This is a genomic window from Sediminicola arcticus (genome assembly GCF_040566695.1).
Classification (GTDB): Bacteria; Bacteroidota; Bacteroidia; order Flavobacteriales; family Flavobacteriaceae; genus Sediminicola; species Sediminicola arcticus.
Window position 1 is genome coordinate 234,116 of sequence record NZ_JBEXAE010000001.1, and the last position, 17,264, is coordinate 251,379.

The 17,264-nt window shown below is 36.6% G+C and carries 16 protein-coding genes; 9 read left to right on the forward strand and 7 right to left on the reverse strand.

Features of this window, described 5'->3' with window-relative positions; translation table 11 throughout:
* Position 1: 1 nt before the first annotated feature.
* The 3 genes from trmB to ABXZ36_RS00995 form a co-directional block, all read right to left on the reverse strand.
* The gene (gene trmB, locus ABXZ36_RS00985) at positions 2–673 is read right to left on the reverse strand and encodes a tRNA (guanosine(46)-N7)-methyltransferase TrmB (RefSeq protein ID WP_354613584.1); all 672 of its coding nucleotides are present in this window, start codon (positions 671–673) and stop codon (positions 2–4) included.
* A 139-nt stretch (positions 674–812) separates the two neighbouring features.
* Positions 813–1,868 carry a sensor histidine kinase gene (locus ABXZ36_RS00990; protein WP_354613585.1) on the reverse strand — a complete coding sequence of 352 codons (1,056 nt, stop codon included), beginning with the start codon at positions 1,866–1,868 and terminating at the stop codon, positions 813–815.
* Positions 1,868–2,554 carry a response regulator transcription factor gene (locus ABXZ36_RS00995; RefSeq protein ID WP_354613586.1) on the reverse strand — a complete coding sequence of 229 codons (687 nt, stop codon included), beginning with the start codon at positions 2,552–2,554 and terminating at the stop codon, positions 1,868–1,870. The genes ABXZ36_RS00990 and ABXZ36_RS00995 overlap by 1 nt, the downstream gene beginning before the upstream one ends.
* Before the next feature lie 179 nt (positions 2,555–2,733).
* Between ABXZ36_RS00995 and ABXZ36_RS01000 the strand changes: the two genes are divergently transcribed.
* The 5 genes from ABXZ36_RS01000 (at position 2,734) to ABXZ36_RS01020 (ending at position 8,890) form a co-directional block, all read left to right on the forward strand.
* Positions 2,734–5,598 carry a TonB-dependent receptor gene (locus ABXZ36_RS01000; RefSeq protein WP_354613587.1) on the forward strand — a complete coding sequence of 955 codons (2,865 nt, stop codon included), beginning with the start codon at positions 2,734–2,736 and terminating at the stop codon, positions 5,596–5,598.
* A gap of 42 nt (positions 5,599–5,640) precedes the next feature.
* Positions 5,641–6,864, forward strand: coding sequence for a beta-helix domain-containing protein (locus ABXZ36_RS01005; RefSeq protein ID WP_354613588.1), 1,224 nt, complete (start codon positions 5,641–5,643; stop codon positions 6,862–6,864).
* 136 nt (positions 6,865–7,000) lie between these two features.
* Complete coding sequence (locus ABXZ36_RS01010; protein ID WP_354613589.1) at positions 7,001–7,309, forward strand: T9SS type A sorting domain-containing protein; 309 nt, start codon at positions 7,001–7,003, stop codon at positions 7,307–7,309.
* 179 nt (positions 7,310–7,488) lie between these two features.
* Positions 7,489–7,812 carry a T9SS type A sorting domain-containing protein gene (locus ABXZ36_RS01015; RefSeq protein WP_354613590.1) on the forward strand — a complete coding sequence of 108 codons (324 nt, stop codon included), beginning with the start codon at positions 7,489–7,491 and terminating at the stop codon, positions 7,810–7,812.
* Between the two features lie 100 nt (positions 7,813–7,912).
* Positions 7,913–8,890: a LuxE/PaaK family acyltransferase gene (locus ABXZ36_RS01020; protein ID WP_354613591.1), complete on the forward strand. Its 978-nt coding sequence runs from the start codon at positions 7,913–7,915 to the stop codon at positions 8,888–8,890.
* Between the two features lie 165 nt (positions 8,891–9,055).
* On the opposite strand, the gene tyrS is transcribed toward ABXZ36_RS01020, so the two are convergent.
* Positions 9,056–10,351, reverse strand: coding sequence for a tyrosine--tRNA ligase (gene tyrS, locus ABXZ36_RS01025; protein WP_354613592.1), 1,296 nt, complete (start codon positions 10,349–10,351; stop codon positions 9,056–9,058).
* A 184-nt stretch (positions 10,352–10,535) separates the two neighbouring features.
* Here tyrS and ABXZ36_RS01030 point away from each other — a divergent pair, with 184 nt between their 5' ends.
* The gene (locus ABXZ36_RS01030) at positions 10,536–11,549 is read left to right on the forward strand and encodes an NAD-dependent epimerase/dehydratase family protein (protein WP_354613593.1); all 1,014 of its coding nucleotides are present in this window, start codon (positions 10,536–10,538) and stop codon (positions 11,547–11,549) included.
* Here ABXZ36_RS01030 and ABXZ36_RS01035 read toward each other — a convergent pair.
* From ABXZ36_RS01035 to ABXZ36_RS01045, 3 genes are read right to left on the reverse strand one after another with little or no spacing between them, the layout of a single operon-like run.
* A complete protein-coding gene (locus ABXZ36_RS01035) occupies positions 11,524–11,964 on the reverse strand; it encodes a DUF4296 domain-containing protein (RefSeq protein WP_354613594.1) in 441 nt (146 codons plus the stop codon). The genes ABXZ36_RS01030 and ABXZ36_RS01035 overlap by 26 nt on opposite strands.
* Positions 11,965–11,966: 2 nt before the next feature.
* A complete protein-coding gene (locus ABXZ36_RS01040; protein WP_354613595.1) occupies positions 11,967–13,301 on the reverse strand; it encodes a dihydroorotase in 1,335 nt (444 codons plus the stop codon).
* Between the two features lies 1 nt (position 13,302).
* Positions 13,303–14,031 carry a polyprenol monophosphomannose synthase gene (locus tag ABXZ36_RS01045; RefSeq protein ID WP_354613596.1) on the reverse strand — a complete coding sequence of 243 codons (729 nt, stop codon included), beginning with the start codon at positions 14,029–14,031 and terminating at the stop codon, positions 13,303–13,305.
* A 128-nt stretch (positions 14,032–14,159) separates the two neighbouring features.
* Between ABXZ36_RS01045 and ABXZ36_RS01050 the strand changes: the two genes are divergently transcribed.
* Genes ABXZ36_RS01050 through ABXZ36_RS01060 form a run of 3 tightly spaced genes read left to right on the forward strand, consistent with a single transcriptional unit; the run spans position 14,160 to position 17,235 of the window.
* The gene (locus ABXZ36_RS01050) at positions 14,160–15,827 is read left to right on the forward strand and encodes an ArnT family glycosyltransferase (RefSeq protein WP_354613597.1); all 1,668 of its coding nucleotides are present in this window, start codon (positions 14,160–14,162) and stop codon (positions 15,825–15,827) included.
* On the forward strand, positions 15,827–16,483 hold the full coding sequence (locus tag ABXZ36_RS01055) for a DUF4271 domain-containing protein (RefSeq protein ID WP_354613598.1): 657 nt from the start codon (positions 15,827–15,829) through the stop codon (positions 16,481–16,483). Before ABXZ36_RS01050 ends, ABXZ36_RS01055 begins: the two co-directional genes overlap by 1 nt.
* Positions 16,484–16,488: 5 nt before the next feature.
* A complete protein-coding gene (locus tag ABXZ36_RS01060; RefSeq protein WP_354613599.1) occupies positions 16,489–17,235 on the forward strand; it encodes a uroporphyrinogen-III synthase in 747 nt (248 codons plus the stop codon).
* Positions 17,236–17,264: the final 29 nt, after the last annotated feature.

Sequence of the window (17,264 nt, forward strand, 5' to 3'; positions counted from 1 at the left end):
GTTATGAAACCCTAAACTTGGTATAGGTGATTGGTTTTCCCTTGCCAAGATACTGTTTTTCATAAAAAGTCTGTATTTCCAAAACTTCTTTTGGGCTTCCTTCGTTTTTATACACATCGTGGTTGGCATAAACCACCTCCAATCCCAAGCCATGTAAAAGGCCAAGGGTATATCCGTGCATAAACTCGCTATCAGTCTTAAGGTTTACCACCCCATCCTCTTTAAGGATGGATTTATATTTTTCTAAAAACTTCTGATTAGTCAGTCGATGTTTAGTGCGTTTGTATTTGATTTGTGGATCGGGGAAAGTGATCCAAATTTCAGAGATCTCATTTTCATCAAAAATCTGATCGATCAACTCAATTTGCGTCCTTATGAATGCCACATTGTTTAACTCTTCCTGCACGGCGGTCTTGGCGCCTCTCCAAAAACGTGCCCCTTTAATATCTACTCCAATAAAGTTCTTTTCAGGATCTAGTTTTGCTAAACCGAGGGTATATTCGCCCTTACCACAGCCCAATTCCAAGATAATGGGATTGTCGTTTTCAAAAAACGAGGCCCACTTGCCCTTCAGTTCAAACGTACCGTTCTCTATTTCTTCTCTACTGGGTTGAATCACATTATTAAATGATTCATTCTCCTTAAATCGCTTTAGCTTGTTTTTACTTCCCACGGAACTAAAATTTAATGATTTGGCAAAGCTAAGGAAATCTTACAATGTTTTAGATTGTGTTCTTTTGTAAATATGAAAACGTTAAAACGAATATGAATTGCCCCTCGACCTTGAATTAGGGACGAACCCAACAAGCGTATTATTCCTCTTTTCTTTTAGCCTTTTCCAGCGTAAATGAAAATTCTGAACCTACATCCAAAACACTTTCTACATAAATTTTTTCATTGTGTGCCTCTATAATGTGCTTTACTATGGCTAAACCAAGTCCAGAGCCTCCCTCACTGCGGCTTCCGCTCTTATCCACACGATAAAACCGCTCAAAGAGTCTTGGAATGTGTTGTTTAGCAATTCCCTCCCCATTATCTGTTACCCTTACAATCACCTTATTTTTTATAAGGTTTTCTACACTTACCTCCGTGGTACCGTTCTCATGACCGTACTTAATGGAATTTACGATGAGGTTGGTCACTACTTGCTGTATTTTTTCCCTGTCTGCATGCACATAAACAGAGCCTTGGTCCTCTATATCAAATGTTAGCGTTATATTTTTCTTTTCGGCCTTCATCTCCAAAAGATCAAACACTCCTTGAATAACCTCAACAATATCAAAATCTTCCAATTCTAAATGTAGGTCACCCACCTCTAATTTGGTGATCAAATCCAAATCCTTAACAATGTAAATAAGGCGTTCTACCCCTTTATTTGCCCTTTGTAAATATTTTTTTCTGACATTTTTGTCATTAACGGCCCCATCTAATAACGTTAATATGTATCCTTGAACTGTAAACAATGGCGTCTTTAATTCGTGAGACACATTGCCCAGAAAGTCCTTACGGTATTCTTCTCTTATTTTTAAAGTATCTATTTCCACTTTTTTATCCTTCGCAAATTTTTCTATTTCTTGGGTAAGGGTGCCCATATCTGTAGTGATAGTTCTGGAAGTAAGGGAAGATGATTCCAACAAAGAAACGTCATCGTAGATTTTTTTCACCCTCTTGTAGATAAATTTTTCTACCCTTAACTGTATAACAAAAAAAGAAATAAAAAAGGTAGACATTACAAAAATGAACAAAAATAGCCAATCCTGGGATTCCTTTGCCATCATGTAGGCTTCCATTAAGACTGCCAGCAAAAAAGCAACTATTAGGGCCGACCTAAAGGCAAATTTGTACGATTTTTTAAGCTTTATGGCCATTACAATACAAACTTATACCCCACTCCTTTAACAGTTTTAAAATGATCGTCCCCTATTTTTTCGCGCAGTTTTCTTATATGTACATCAATGGTGCGGCCTCCAACCACAACTTCGTTGCCCCATACCCGGTCTAAGATTACCTCCCTTTTAAAGACTTTGTTAGGTTTAGAGGTTAAGAGAGCTAAAAGTTCAAATTCCTTTCTAGGCAAAATAATCTCCTCCCCATTATTTACAATTTTATATTCTTCCCTGTTGATTACAATGTTACCTACTTTAGTAATATCATCAACTGTGTCTTCCTCATCTTTTAATCGTCTGAGTAAGGCTTTTATTTTGCTCACCAACACTTTGGGTTTAATTGGCTTGGTAATATAGTCATCTGCCCCTGCCTCAAAACCGGCCACTTGGGAATAATCTTCCCCCCTCGCAGTAAGAAATGTAATAATGACATTCTCAAGACCTGGAGTTTCGCGAATGATACCACATGCTTCTATCCCATCCATTTCTGGCATCATTACATCCATGATAATAAGATGTGGATTCTTTTTCTTTGCCTTACTTATAGCCTCAATCCCATTTTTGGCAGTATAAACCTCATATCCTTCGGCCGAAAGATTATAACTGACAATCTCCAGAATATCAGGCTCATCGTCCACTAACAGAATCCTAATGTCATTTTTTTTCATCGGTGTTGAAATTGGTTATACGCTCAAAAGTAAAGATAATCTTTGTAAAGGAATTCCAGTTAACATTGATTTAATATGGTAACCTTAATGTAACACTAACAATATAAATCTTTAACGTGGTGGTAACACCAATATTACAACATCTAGGTTTCTTTGCCACAACTTAAGAACATGAATTAATGAAATTAATACTATTATATTTTTGCTTGCTTTTTGCACTACAGATAAGTGCACAAGAAACTACAGGGAGTATTGTAGGAACCTTGACAGACAAAGAATTAAACAACGAACCTTTGCCCTTTGCAAACGTTTTAATAAAAGGAACCACTAAAGGGACCACCTCAGATTTTGATGGTCTATATGAATTGGCCAGATTGCAACCAGGCACCTATACTTTATCTTTTAGCTATTTAGGATACGAAACCGTAGAAATACCTAACGTAGAGGTAGTTGTAGGGAAAGTAACCACGGTAAATGTACCAATGGGAGCCAGTGAAGGAATGACCTTGGACGAGGTTGTCGTTACCGTTTCAGCCAAAAAAGATTCAGAGACAGCATTGTTGCTGGATCAAAAGAAAGCGGTTGAAATAAAAACGTCCATTGGAGCCCAAGAGTTGGCAAGAAAAGGAGTTTCTGATGCTGCAGGTGCTGTTGCGCAAATTTCTGGAATCTCGAAACAAGAAGGGAGCAACAACGTTTATGTGCGCGGTTTGGGAGATAGATACTTAAGCACTACTATGAATGGGTTATCCTTGCCTTCCAATAATATTAATAATAAAAATATTGATCTCAACCTTTTCTCTTCTGATATTATTGAAAGCGTAGGAGTAAGTAAAGCCTATACAAGTAAGTTTTATGGGGATTTTTCTGCTGGAAATGTAGATATTTCCTCCAAAGAATACACAGGGACAGGTTTTTTCGACGCCTCTGTAAGTACAGGTGTAAATTCTAGGGCTGCGGGACAAGATTTTGTAAAAAATGAAGGAACAGGTTATTTCGGATTTTATAACCGATATGATCACAATCCTTTTGCCGTTATTCTTTCACATGGTGTAGATCCTGTTCAGAATAACAAAATAGCCCCAGTTAATACGGGTATCGCTTTATCTTTTGGTAAATCGTATCGGGTGTTCGGTGAAGACTCAGAATCATTACTTAGCTTTTTTGGAAATGTTTCCTTTGACTCCAAGTATAGGTATTTGGAAGGAAGCCAAGCGAATTACGGCACCAACTTGGACGTTCTGTTCCCTACTGTAGAGCGCTATATTCAATCTACCACTTCTACAGCTCTTGCCAATGTTATTTTTAAGATTGACAATGATAATAAACTAAAATTCAACTCCCTTGCCGTAAATAGTTCTAGTGATGAAGTAGGTTACTATGGTACTAACGGACTAGGATTTAGTCAAGACCTAAACTCAGATAAGGGATACTTTCAATTGAACTCACAATTTAACCAAGATTTAATACTTGTAAATCAGCTTACAGGAGAACACACCTTTGATAACATTTATTTGGATTATGGTGTAGGCTACAACAGAGTATTTGCCTATGAGCCAGATCGTAAAAGGATAACTTTGAATAATTACGACCTATTGTTCGACAATGATCCTAATACTTCTCCTGATTTTGGACAACAAAATAACTTTAACAATCAGCGGTATTTCCAAAATATTGAGGATGAAGAACTCAATAGCAGAATAAATCTTTCCTACCAGATTACGCCAGCAACCAAATTAAATGTTGGATATAATGGAAGAACAAAGGAAAGGTCTTTTGACAACCAACGTTACGGTTACAAAAACATTAGTAATAATTTTAATATTACAGATGTTAATAACCTGAACTCCATTTTTAACTTGGACAACTTTGTACTTGGCCAAGGAAATGAAGGTGAGGGTTATCAAACACATGTTTTTAGACCTTTAGATCCTGTAAATACGGGATTATCTCAAACAAGTGCACCAGGAGAATTAGAAAACACCTATACTGGTAAATTGGATGTTTCTGCTGGATACGTTTCTGCTGAATTCAATTTAAATGACAAATGGTTATTTATACCAGGAATCCGTGTTGAATCCATCAACCAGAATATAGCTTATGACGTAATTAACCTTAGACCCGACTTAAATCCTGGTTCTAACGAGGTTACCGAATCTATTTATTTACCTAACCTAAATATAAAGTATACTGTAAATGAGGACCAGAACATCAGATTGTCTGGAAGTCAAACTGTTTCTTTTCCTGAATTCAAAGAAATGGCGCCTTTTGTTTATGAAGGTGTTACACAAAGAATTGGTGGAAATCCAGATGTATTAGGAAGACAAGATATTGCTACTATCAATTACAATAATGTAAAAGATGTTTCCTATTCAAACATTTTAAACCTAGATCTTAAATACGAATGGTTTTTTAGTAGGAATGAAATCCTTTCCATAGGTGCTTTTGCCAAACAAATACAAGACCCTATCAACTTGGTAGTCGCAAATGATGCAACTGGAACACAACGTTATTTTAGAACAGGTAAAAAAGCAGATGTTTTTGGAGCGGAGCTAGAATTGCGTAAAAATATCCTAATGGATGATGAGGAACAACCAGAGCTAACCTTTGGATTAAATGTTTCCTATATCCATACTAAACAGGACCTCTACAGTGAAATCAGCGGCTCTTATAGCACCACCTTTAATAGGCAAAGCGATGAATTACAAGGGTCTTCTCCCTTGATTGCCAATGCTGATTTTAATTGGAGTCCCACATTTGGGAATTATAGCCCAGTAATTAACTTGGTGGGTAATTATTTTTCCGATCGAATTTTCGCCTTGGGCTCTGGACAATTGGGTAATATCATTGAAAAAGGCATCCCCACATTGGATCTTGTTTGGAAAAATAGCTTCGGGGAACATTTAGAAGTAACCTTAAATGCCAAAAATATTTTAGATCCCACTTTCGAAATTAATAGAGAAATTGTTAATGGTGAGCGAATTATTCTCCAAGACTTTAAGCGTGGAGTAGATTTGGGGCTTTCTGTAAAATATTCCTTTTAAACCATAACACACTGATTAAAATAAAAATTAAAATTGAACAAAATGAAAACTAAATTATTTTTAAGTATTACAGTTCTTTCCGCCTTATTCATGTCTTGTGCGGAAGATGATACTTCTGATATCATCATCAACACTACTATCAACAACTCCGGAGGCCAAGGTCCTACAAATACTGAGACTATCTTGTTGAGTGGTAGTTATACAAGCGACTTGTCTTTGGATAATGCAAATACATACGTGCTAAACGGACCAGTCATCATGGAATCTGGAACTACACTTACCATTCCAGCTGGGATGACCATTAGAGCATCCGCTAATGGATCTGATGTCTATTTGGCCATTGCCCAAGGCGCACAAATAATCGCAAACGGCACTCAAAATGCACCTATAGTTTTTACTTCGGCATCTGAAAATCCGAAGGCAGGTGATTGGGGTGGACTTATCTTATTAGGTAAGGCACCAGTGAACTCTGTTTCTGGAACTGCCACATCTACCTCCGAAATTGCAGGTTTACCTTACGGAGGAACGGATATAGCTGATAATTCTGGATCTTTAAGATATGTTAGGGTACAATATTCAGGTGGTTCTGCGGACGGTCAATCTGAAAATAACGGTTTCTCATTTTACGGAGTAGGAAACGGAACTGTTGTAGAATATGTACAAATGTATGAAGGTAAAGATGACGGATTTGAATTTTTTGGTGGTACGGTGAATCTTGATTTCGTTTCTATAATTAATGCTCAAGATGATTCTTTGGATTGGACAGAGGGATGGTCTGGTACCATGAGTAATGTATACATAGAACACAATGGTGTAGCATGGGACAAAGCCATAGAGGCAGATGGATATAATACCGATATAGGTAATAACTCAAATCCTTTAACTTGGTCTTCGCCAACAGTTAATAACATCACTATTAATGGAAAAGGATCAGCAAATACTATCCAAGATGGGACTTCTGTTAGTGCTGGTAGTTACGAAGCGGTAAGATTAAGAGCTGGAACACAAGGAATCTTCAACAATATGGTGATCAATGGTTTTGGAGAAGCATTTGATTTGGACGGTGATACTGGTGCAAATCCAACTGGAACACAAGTTTCTAATGGTTTCTTAAAAGTGAACGATATTACCTTCAACGATGTAACTACTAAATTCAAGAATGATACAGGTGTTGCTTTTACAGAAGGAGAATTTATCACGGGAGATGGCAACGGAACAGGTACCGATTACAACTCATGGCGCACAGGGTGGACTTTAAGCAATTAAGCCCTTCTGTCATATAAACAAGTAAAAACGCCCCTATATGGGGCGTTTTTTGCTTTTCATCGATTATTTTTAATTTTCCCCTACAGTTACCTTATGCAAGTCGGCAAAATTAGTACCTTTAAATTATATCCCTTAAATGAAGCACTTCTACCTAATTCTTCTTTTTTTTACTACTACACTGGCCTTAAGCCAACAAAACACTAGTGCGGGTGAAATTGAAGGTCTAAGTATTTATCCCAATCCAGTGACCAACGGAAAGGTCTTCATTAAAACCAAGGATAACGCACCTAAGAAAATCATGATTTTTGATGTTTTCGGTGGGAATTTATTAGAAACTACGATCTTAGGTTCTGAATTGAACCTTACCAATTTAGATGCAGGGGTATATATGATCCGTATTTTTGAAAAAGATAAAGTTGCTACTCGAAAATTGATTGTAAAATAACAGACAACTTTTTCTAAATTTTAATTTTAATATGCTATAAATCTGATTTTTTGCACTTTGTTGTACTACTAAAAGTTAAAATACCCTCTTCACCTACAAATTTTGGCATTTCACAACAAATAGTATCCGAAATTATTCTCTTTAGCTAAATTTACAAAGCTCATCCCAAACTGGCATGTATGAAAAGAATTTACCTTACTATATTATTAACCTTTAGCTTTTTGCTTTCAGCACAAGACATGGTTGATATTAAAACTCCCAAGAATGCGGAAATCACTGGATTTAAACTTTATCCAAATCCAGCCTTTGATAACGTAGTCTATGTAACAACCAAACTAAACGACACTAAGGATATTGTAGTTTATGACGTCTTTGGGGCCGTAGTCCTAAAGGAAAGAATACTTACAAACTCTTTAAACATAGCCCGATTGATCCCTGGAGTATATGTACTTCAAATCACGGAGAATAACCAAACAATGACAAGAAAATTAGTCGTAAAATAAATAACCCCATGTAACTTAATCAATGAAGCTCCTAGAAAAGGAGCTTTTTTTATGTTACAACAACAACGGTATCCTTACTTTTGTCTTTTCAATAGTATAAATGAAATTCCGTAGTATCTTCGAAATAAAAACTTCAGACGAATTTCAGGCAAAAGCCTTAGAAGTTTTTGGCTACCAATATCAAAACAATTCTGTGTATCGTGAATTTTGTTCGCTTTTGAGTAAAAGTCAGGATAACGTGAAACATTTAAAAGACATTCCCTTTCTGCCTATTGATTTTTTTAAATCTAAAAAAATAGTCCCCCCTTCTGAACCTCCAAAAACTATTTTTACAAGTAGTGGTACCACGGGCAGTGTTACTAGTAAACATTTTGTTTTAGACACTAAAATTTACGAAGACAGCTACACCAAGGCCTTTGACCTTTTTTATGGTGACATTACCAACTATTGCGTGTTGGCGCTATTGCCTTCATATTTGGAGCGAAAGGGGTCCTCTTTAATTTATATGGTAGATGACCTTATCAAAAAAAGCAACCATCCCGAGAGTGGCTTTTATTTACATGATATTGATCTACTCAAGTCAAAAATAGAGGACATGGATAAAAAGGGGATCAAAATTCTACTTATTGGTGTTTCTTTTGCGCTCTTGGATATGGTTGAAAAATATTCTTTTCAATTAAAGCATACCATCGTAATGGAAACTGGAGGCATGAAAGGTAGGAGAAAGGAAATGATCCGGGAAGAACTGCAGGGTATATTGAAGCAAGGGTTCGGGGTAGACCATATACATTCTGAATATGGCATGACAGAGCTTTTGTCCCAAGGATATTCAAAAGGAGAAGGAATATTTAATACCCCCCCTTGGATGAAAATACTTATTAGAGATCCTGAAGATCCCATGGCCTATCTTTCTCCGGGAAAAACAGGAGGGGTTAATGTCATTGATCTTGCTAACATACACTCTTGTGCATTTATTGCCACCCAAGATTTAGGGAAGGCATATGCAGATGGGGGTTTTGAAATTTTAGGCCGCTTTGATAATTCCGATATCAGGGGATGTAATCTAATGGTGCTATAATAATGTGCCAATTCCCAACCATTAACTAACTATTGACCACCAGATGTAAACAAAGTCATGGAAATTTGTGTTCGTCAAGGGATTTCCTTTCTTAACTAATAAGAATCAAAAAACCGGTATTGAACAATAATCAATACCGGTTTTTTTTAAAGTAAATTATTGCTTCTAGTTGACCACGAGCACAAAATAATTTTTCTTCCCACGCTGCAAAAGCACGTACTTTCCATTGATCAAATCTGCAGTGGTTATAGTATAATCTTCTTTTACCTTTTCTTTGTTTACCGAAATAGAGTTTTGCTTCAATTCACGCCTTGCCTCCCCATTAGATCCTAAAAATCCTGTTTTGTCAGCGAGTGCCCCTATCATATCCAAGCCTTCCTCTATATCCTTTAAGGTTACTTCTGCCTGGGGAACACCTTCAAATACATCCAAAAATGTCTTCTCATTCAATCCTTTAAGATCTGCAGAAGTAGATTTACCAAATAAAATCTCACTGGCCTTGATGGCATTGTCTAAATCATCTTGGGAATGGACCATTAACGTAATCTCTTCTGCCAACCTTTTTTGAAGCACCCTTAAATGCGGTGCCTCCTTGTGTTCAGTTGCCAGAACTTCAATTTCCACTTTGGTCAAAAAGGTAAATATCTTTATGTACTTCTCTGCATCCTCATCAGAGGTGTTCAACCAATATTGATAAAACTTGTAGGGAGATGTCCTATTAGCATCCAACCAAATATTACCTCCTTCGGTCTTTCCGAATTTAGTTCCATCGGCCTTGGTGATCAAAGGACAGGTCAAGGCATATCCCTTACCCCCTGCAATCCTGCGAATAAGTTCCGTACCTGTGGTAATATTACCCCATTGATCGCTTCCCCCCATCTGTAAGGTACAGTTGTGTTTTTGATATAGATGCAAGAAATCATATCCTTGTACCAATTGGTAGGTAAACTCCGTAAAGGACATCCCTTCTTTGGCTTCAGCTGAAAGTCGTTTTTTAACAGAGTCTTTCGCCATCATATAGTTCACAGTGATATGCTTCCCAACATCCCTAATGAAATCCAAGAAAGAAAAGTCTTTCATCCAATCATAATTATTTACTAGGATGGCAGCATTGTCCTCATTACTCTTAAAATCCAAAAAACGAGATAATTGTTCTTTCAACGCATTTTGGTTATGACGTAATGTAGCCTCATCTAAGAGATTTCTTTCCACTGACTTTCCCGAAGGATCCCCAATCATTCCTGTGGCACCACCAACCAGAGCAAAGGGCTTATGCCCTGCCAATTGAAAATGTCGTAAAAGCATCACCCCTACAAGATGTCCAATGTGCAAGGAATCGGCCGTGGGATCAATGCCCACATAGGCAGACTGCATGCCACTTAACAAATGTTCCTCAGTTCCGGGCATTACATCATGCAACATTCCCCTCCATTTTATTTCCTCTATAAAATTTAAAGCCATGCTTGTCTCTTATTTTTTTAACAATAGCTGCAAATATAAAGGGTATCAACTTCTTTTAATAGGTATTAGGTTCAAAAAATAGAGAACAACTAAAAATGTAACCCTCTATCTGTACTGCTACCAGCACACTTATTATTGAAGTAAGAAATTAAAAGCTTTGTGGATTATTGCCTAAATTTGGATTATGGTGTTAGTTACAGGAGGAACGGGCTTGGTAGGTTCCCATTTATTGCTCAAATTATTGGAACAAGGGGTTAAGGTAAGAGCAATCCACCGAGTGGAAAGCGATCTTTCTAGAGTAGAAAAAATATTTTCATATTACGATAGCCCATCCTCGAAGTTCTTCGATAAAATTGAATGGGTAGTCGCAGATATTAATACTATTCCCGATCTAGAAAAAGCTTTTGAAGGGGTTTCCCAGGTGTACCATTGCGCAGCATTAATCTCCTTTGATCCCAATGATTATGAACAGTTGCACAAGGTAAATGTAGAAGGAACCGCAAATATCGTTAACCTTTGCATTTCAAATAATATTGAAAAATTATGCTATGTCAGTTCTATCGCTGCAATTGGAAAAAGCATCGATAATCATGAGGCTACGGAAGAAAACGACTGGTACCAGCCACATGCAAGTGTATATTCCATAACTAAAACAGCTGCCGAATTAGAAGTATGGAGAGGTTCTCAAGAAAATGTTCCTGTAGTGATCATCAATCCCGGAATAATCCTAGGGCCTGGTTTTTGGAAGTCAGGAAGCGGGACGTTGTTCCAAAGAGCGAGTAAAGCGCCAAAATACTTTCCTCCGGGCGGATCTGGTTTTATAGCTGTTTCTGATGTAGTTAACATTATGACAAATTTGATGAAATCGGACACACAAAACGAACGCTTCATTGTCATCTCAAAAAATTTAAGCTATCAAGAAATCTTACAAAAACTAACCCATGCCATAAAAAAAGATCCTCCAAATAAACAAATTCCCTTTTGGACATTGGAAATCCTTTGGCGATTAGATTGGTTTTGGTGCCTCATTGCAAATAGGAAAAGACAGGTAACAAGCGCTTCTGTATACTCCCTAAAAAACAGGGAGTTTTATTCTAATACCAAGTTGGTGGAGCGTCTGGATTATACCTTTGCATCCTTGGAGGAGACCATTCTGTTCTCTACCAAAATCTTTAACGAAGAGCATCCTGTTCCTTAGGCATTACATCTGAAGTAGGTTTATTTTGTAGGTCTTTCGCTTTATCATTTGCCTTCCTTATACTATCTGCCTTTATCTTTTGAACTTCTTCCATTTTTTTCTGGACAGATTCCAGTCGGGAATCTACTTCAGCATAAATGGCCACATAATCTGCTGGCATAGAAGCATAGTATAGATTGTTCTCTACAAATTGAATGCTATCTACACTGTATTTGGTGTAAAGATACTCCATGGTCTCTATCTTATTTTTAACCAAAATAGCCGTACTTGTATTCTTTGCCGCTGTGAGAATAGCAAGATCATAAAGTATATCAGCCATTTTTTCCTTAGAGATCAATTGCTCTGGTTCCTGGACGACCTTTTCTCCACAAGAGATAAGGCACACACAAAAAATATATAATACCGCTTTCTTCATCACTACCTATCAAAGGTTAATCGTTGTGCATTTTTTAACTCTGAAAAATTGCCTTGCTCATAGGCCAAATGGCCATTAACAAAAGTATGGGTTATTTTAGAGCTGAAGGTTTCCCCTTCAAATGGTGACCAACCACATTTATAAACAATATTTTCTTTCTTCACCTTCCATGGATCATGAAGATCAACCACCACCAGATCAGCAAAATATCCTTCTCTTAGGAAGCCTCTTTTTTTCAATTGGAACAATTTTGCTGGATTGTGACACATCTTTTCTACCATTTTTTCCAAAGAAATTATTCCCCTATGATAATTTTCTAACATAGCAGGAAGGGCGTGTTGTACCAAAGGCCCGCCAGATGGGGCATTGGCATAAACATTATCTTTTTCCTCCATGGTATGCGGCGCATGATCTGTTGCTATCACATCTATTCTGTCATCCAAAAGAGCTTCCCATAATTGTGTCCTATCCCCTTCTGTTTTTACAGCGGGATTCCATTTGATAAAGGATCCTTTTTTATCATAATCTTTATCATTAAACCAAAGATGATGAATACAAACTTCTGCTGTAATTTTCTTTTGTTCTAACGGTATATCATTACGGAAAAGTGATATTTCAATCCCAGTGGATAAATGAAAAACGTGTAATCTTGCACCAGTTTCTTTGGCCAACTTAATGGCCTTGGAAGATGAGAGGTAACAGGCCTCTGCACTTCTAATCACCGGATGATACTTCATGGGGATATCATCCCCATATTCCTCCTTGTATCTAGCTAAATTAGCTCTTATGGTTCCCTCATCCTCACAATGAGCAGAGATGACCATTTCGGTGTTTCTAAATATTTTCTCTAAGACCAATTCGTTATCTACCAACATATTCCCAGTAGATGATCCCAGAAACAACTTTACACCCGAACAGGCATTTTTATCAAGCCTTTTGAGTTCCTCTAAATTATCATTTGTTCCTCCAAATAAAAAAGAATAGTTGGCATAGGCGGAATTGGCCGCTATAGCAAATTTCTTTTCGAGCTCTTCAATGGTAGTTGTCTGTGGATTGGTGTTTGGCTGTTCCATAAAGGAGGTAATCCCTCCAGCTATTGCAGCCCTACTTTCCGTAGCTATATTTCCCTTATGTGTCAGTCCTGGTTCCCTAAAATGTACCTGATCATCAATAATTCCAGGAAATAGATACTTGCCCTTCAAGTCAATTACCTTGGCATTTGGCTCGCTAATATCTCCGCTTATTTTTAGGATGAACTGACCTTCCAATAATAAATCACCTTCCATGATGGCATTTTCATTTACCATCTTCACATTCTTCAAAAGCGTCTTACCCATACTAAAATTTATGTGGTTGAAATATACTTCTTAGCTTCATTTTTAAAACCCCGGAAATAGCTTCCCCTACTATAGATGAGCTCATTTTTGATTTTCCCTTTACCCTATCTGTAAAAATAATGGAGATCTCTTCTATTTTATATTTTTTAAGGTGTGCCCTAAATTTCATTTCTATCTGAAAGGCATACCCAACGAACTTTACTGCATCCAAATCTATAGTTTCCAAGACTTTACGTCTATAGCAAACAAAACCAGCTGTAGGATCGTGCACCTGCATCCCCGTTATCAGTTTTACATAAAATGATGCTCCATAGGACAGCAACATTCTATACAATGGCCAGTTCACTACGTTTACTCCCTTTTTATATCGGGAACCCACCACTACATCTGCTCCATTGACACAGGCCCTATACAATCGGGGAAGGTCATCTGGACGATGCGAAAAATCTGCATCCATTTCAAAAATAAAATCGTATTTGTGGGCAATTGCCCATTTAAATCCGTGAATATACGCCGTTCCTAGTCCGGATTTCTCTTTCCTCACCTCCAAAAAAAGCCTATTTTGAAATTGCTCTTTCAATTCTCTGACCTTATCTGCCGTGCCATCCGGAGAATTATCATCTACAATTAATACATGAAATTTTTTTTCAAGCGCAAAAACAGCTTTTATAATCGCTTCAATGTTTTCTATTTCATTGAAAGTGGGTATGATAACTAAACTGTCTTCCATTAATTACGGTAATTTGGACAAAAATAGTATTTTAAACCCTCATAAGAAATCCCTGATGTGTTTTATGATATTTTTAAATCCATTGAACAATGTAATAATTTGTAATTTTGAACCGTTTAAAAATTGGAATGATACCGAAGCTACCTAAAACTCTTCTTTATTTATTAATTGCCCTGTTTGCCATCAACATGGCTCAGAGCTATTTTACGGAACTCATTTTTGACGAGGCATATTACTGGTACTATGCTCAAAATATGGCATGGGGTTACTTTGATCACCCTCCCATGGTAGCCCTAATGATTAAATTAAGCAGTTTCTTTTTTAATGATGAACTTGGTGTTCGCTTTGTAAGTTGCCTCCTATCCGTTGCTACTTTTTTGATCTTATGGCAATTGATAGATCATCCAAAAAAAGAGCGGTATGGGGTTCAGTTTTTTGTTCTGGTATTTTCAATGACTCTGATCAATGCCTATGGCTTTTTTACATTACCTGACACCCCTTTTCTTTTTTTTACCGCTTTGTTCTTGCTTGTTTATAAAAAATTTATAAACAAACCATCCGTTTTATTAGCGTTAGGACTGGGTATAGTCATGGCGGCATTAATGTACAGTAAATACCATGCCGTATTGGTTATTATTTTTACGTTACTCTCCAATATGAAGCTGGTGTTTAATAAATATGCATGGTTATCTGTGGTAGTTGCCCTTATTTGTTATACCCCACATTTTTTATGGTTGTATGAAAACGAATTTGTTTCCATAAAATATCATCTGTATGAACGCCCTAACAGGGCGTATGAATTTGGAGATTTCACCTTAGGGTACTTTGTTAACTTGGTGGCTCTATTTGGACTGACCTTTCCTTGGATCTATAAATCCCTTTTTAAAACTAGAGCCAAAGACCAATTCACCAAAGCACTATTATATTTAACGTATGGTGTCTTGGTATTCTTTTTCGTTTCTAGTTTTAATCGAAGAATACAGACACAATGGATCATTGTCATTTCTATACCTATGGCCATTATGGCATTTAATTATCTGTTGGAAAACGAGAATGCAAAAAAATGGATCTATCGTATGGGTATGGCTAATATTGCTATACTCTTGTTTTTAAGAGTTGGTTTGATATACGAGCCGTTATTCCCAATTGTTTATGAAACCCACGGTAATTCGAAATGGGTGAGCGAAATTAAATCTCAGATTGGAGATATGTCAGTAGTTTTTGAAAATTCCTATAGAAATGCGCCTATGTATGCCTTTTATTCAGGAAGTGAAACCTATTCCCTCAACAATATTATGTATCGCCAAAACCAATACAGTATTGATAATTCCGAATCCAAGATTCAACACAAAAAAATACTTTATGTTTCCAAATACACCGATAACGGTGATATTTCATTCCAATGGGCAGATGGAACAAAAAGTTACGGAAATTTTATAGACAACTTTGAATCTTTTCGAAAATTAAGAAGTTATGTAACCGAAAAGGATATTAAAATTAAAGAAGATAAGGAGCTTACATTAAAAGTTTTCAATCCTTATGAAATGAACATACCTCTTGAAAAAATAAAGTTAGGGATAGCCTACCTTAATGATTACAGACAAGTCATGGAAACGTTACCTTTACTTACAACGCAAAGAGGAGAGAAAACCGTTTTTATAAAGGCCAAGGATACCACAAGGTTTATATTTAAACTGCCCAAATCCAAAATGGAAGATCCTGGATTCTTCAAAATCACCATCTCAGAGAATGGACTTTATATGGGAATCAACGGTGATAATATTAAATTAGATTAATGGAACCAACACTACGACTTATAGACACCACCGATTGGATCACCTTGGTCCTTTTTACCAGTGTTTTTTTTGTAGTAATAGGGAAGAGTTTTTTTTATAATAGGTTCATTAATTTTATCATACTTCCCTTTAATAATAAGTACGTGATCATGTACAATAAAAAGGACAGACTGATCAATTGGTTTCACATATTCCTGACGCTTTTCCAACTTTTTAATTTCGCCCTATTTATATACTTTTCCCGAAGAATCGTCTTTCAATTGGACAACGGCGCCTATCCTTTTATTTATGTTTTAATTTTAGGAATGTTAGGACTCTTCTTGCTTATAAAAGTACTCCTACAACTATTCAATGCCTTTATCTTTAATATTACATCGACAATTAGCGAATTGATATTTAAAAAACTTACTTACCTCAATTATAGCGGAATTATCATGTTTCTTGCCAACGTTATTTTGACATATGCCCTGAAAGACTCAAAAACTGTTATTTATGTAAGCATGGCCCTTGTCTTGCTAATTAATTTAATAGGATGGATCACCATAATAAGAAATCATCAATTTTACATTACTAGCAATATTTTCTATTTTATTTTGTACCTTTGCACTCTCGAAATTGCACCTTTTGTGATAATTGGAAGCTACCTAAAAGATTGATGCTTATGAAAGTAAAGACGATTTTGGTTTCGCAGCCAGAACCGAAAATGGAGAACTCCCCATATTCACGACTTATTGAAAAAGAAAAAGTTAAGGTCGATTTTAGACCTTTCATCCACGTGGAAGGAGTTGATGCTAAAAGTGTTAGGCAACAAAAAATTGATTTAAATAGTTTTTCTGCCATCATACTTACAAGCCGAAACTCAGTTGATCATTTTTTTCGGATAGCCGATGAAATGCGTTTCAAAGTTCCGGATACGATGAAGTATTTTTGCCAATCTGAAGCCGTTGCGTACTACTTGCAAAAATATGTTGTTTATAGAAAACGAAAAATATATGTTGGCAAAATGAATTTTGTGGACATAACCCCATTGTTAAAAAAATACAAAAACGAAAATTTTTTACTTCCATCATCTGATGTATTAAAACCAATTGTCCCTGAACTCATGAATAGCATGGAGTTAAACTGGACAAGAGGGATTTTTTACAAAACAGTCATCAGCGATCTTTCAGACCTTAGGGACGTTTACTATGATATATTAGTATTCTTTAGCCCTTCAGGAATTGAATCGCTTTTAAAGAATTTTCCGGATTTCAAACAAAACGAAACAAGAATCGCCGTTTTTGGAAATTCAACTGTAAATGCTGCAACAGAAGCAGGTCTAAGGATAGACATAAAGGCACCTACGCCCGAAACACCTTCCATGACCATGGCATTGCAGAAGTATATCACTACAATAAACAAGAAATAAAAAAAGCCTCATTTCTGAGGCTTTTTTTA

Bases quoted from the DNA above. Each gene is read 5' to 3' on its own strand.
- ABXZ36_RS00990 (WP_354613585.1), bottom strand. From the start codon at position 1,868: ATGGCCATAAAGCTTAAAAAATCGTACAAATTTGCCTTTAGGTCGGCC.
- ABXZ36_RS00995 (WP_354613586.1), bottom strand. From the start codon at position 2,554: ATGAAAAAAAATGACATTAGGATTCTGTTAGTGGACGATGAGCCTGAT.
- ABXZ36_RS01000 (WP_354613587.1), top strand. From the start codon at position 2,734: ATGAAATTAATACTATTATATTTTTGCTTGCTTTTTGCACTACAGATA.
- ABXZ36_RS01005 (WP_354613588.1), top strand. From the start codon at position 5,641: ATGAAAACTAAATTATTTTTAAGTATTACAGTTCTTTCCGCCTTATTC.
- ABXZ36_RS01010 (WP_354613589.1), top strand. From the start codon at position 7,001: ATGAAGCACTTCTACCTAATTCTTCTTTTTTTTACTACTACACTGGCC.
- ABXZ36_RS01015 (WP_354613590.1), top strand. From the start codon at position 7,489: ATGAAAAGAATTTACCTTACTATATTATTAACCTTTAGCTTTTTGCTT.
- ABXZ36_RS01020 (WP_354613591.1), top strand. From the start codon at position 7,913: ATGAAATTCCGTAGTATCTTCGAAATAAAAACTTCAGACGAATTTCAG.
- tyrS (WP_354613592.1), bottom strand. From the start codon at position 10,351: ATGGCTTTAAATTTTATAGAGGAAATAAAATGGAGGGGAATGTTGCAT.
- ABXZ36_RS01030 (WP_354613593.1), top strand. From the start codon at position 10,536: ATGGTGTTAGTTACAGGAGGAACGGGCTTGGTAGGTTCCCATTTATTG.
- ABXZ36_RS01035 (WP_354613594.1), bottom strand. From the start codon at position 11,964: ATGAAGAAAGCGGTATTATATATTTTTTGTGTGTGCCTTATCTCTTGT.
- ABXZ36_RS01040 (WP_354613595.1), bottom strand. From the start codon at position 13,301: ATGGGTAAGACGCTTTTGAAGAATGTGAAGATGGTAAATGAAAATGCC.
- ABXZ36_RS01045 (WP_354613596.1), bottom strand. From the start codon at position 14,031: ATGGAAGACAGTTTAGTTATCATACCCACTTTCAATGAAATAGAAAAC.
- ABXZ36_RS01050 (WP_354613597.1), top strand. From the start codon at position 14,160: ATGATACCGAAGCTACCTAAAACTCTTCTTTATTTATTAATTGCCCTG.
- ABXZ36_RS01055 (WP_354613598.1), top strand. From the start codon at position 15,827: ATGGAACCAACACTACGACTTATAGACACCACCGATTGGATCACCTTG.
- ABXZ36_RS01060 (WP_354613599.1), top strand. From the start codon at position 16,489: ATGAAAGTAAAGACGATTTTGGTTTCGCAGCCAGAACCGAAAATGGAG.